The sequence below is a fragment of the Stenotrophomonas sp. genome (assembly GCF_036662295.1).
Lineage (GTDB): Bacteria > Pseudomonadota > Gammaproteobacteria > Xanthomonadales > Xanthomonadaceae > Stenotrophomonas.
In genome coordinates, this window is the sequence record NZ_JAVWXA010000095.1 from 14,359 (window position 1) to 14,907 (window position 549).

The 549-nt window shown below is 71.8% G+C and carries 1 protein-coding gene; it reads left to right on the plus strand.

Going from position 1 to position 549, the window contains the following annotated elements; translation table 11 throughout:
• Positions 1 to 90: 90 nt before the first annotated feature.
• The coding region (locus tag RSA25_RS15535) for a tetrahydrofolate dehydrogenase/cyclohydrolase catalytic domain-containing protein (RefSeq protein WP_332809751.1) at positions 91 to 549 on the plus strand (459 nt) is incomplete at its 3' end.

Consider the following 549-nt stretch of genomic DNA (forward strand, 5'->3'; position numbering starts at 1 on the left):
GGCCGGCACTACCGGGGCATGTTCGCAGCGGTGGGCGAGGGGGCCTGAATCGGGGACAATAGCGTCCCCGCCGCCCCACGCCCGCTCCTAATGACCGATTCCGCCCCCCAGCTTCCCGCCCGCATCCTCGATGGCCGCCGCATCGCCGAAGACCTGCTGGACAGCCTGAAGGTGCGGGTGGACGCCCGCCTGGCCGCCGGTGGCACCCGGCCCGGCCTGGCGGTGGTGCTGGTGGGCGGCGACCCGGCCTCGACCGTGTACGTGCGCAACAAGCGCCGCGCCGCCGAGAAGGTGGGCATCGAAGCCTTCGACTACGACCTGCCGGCGGGCACCAACGAGGCCCAGCTGCTGGCGTTGATCGACCAGCTCAACAACGACCCGAAGATCCACGGCATCCTGGTGCAGCTGCCGCTGCCGGGCATCCCCGACGCCAGCCGCCTGATCCACCGCATCGACCCGCGCAAGGACGTGGACGGCTTCCATCCGGAAAACGTGGGCCATCTGGCGCTGCGCGAGTTCGGCCTGCGCCCGTGCACCCCGCGCGGCATC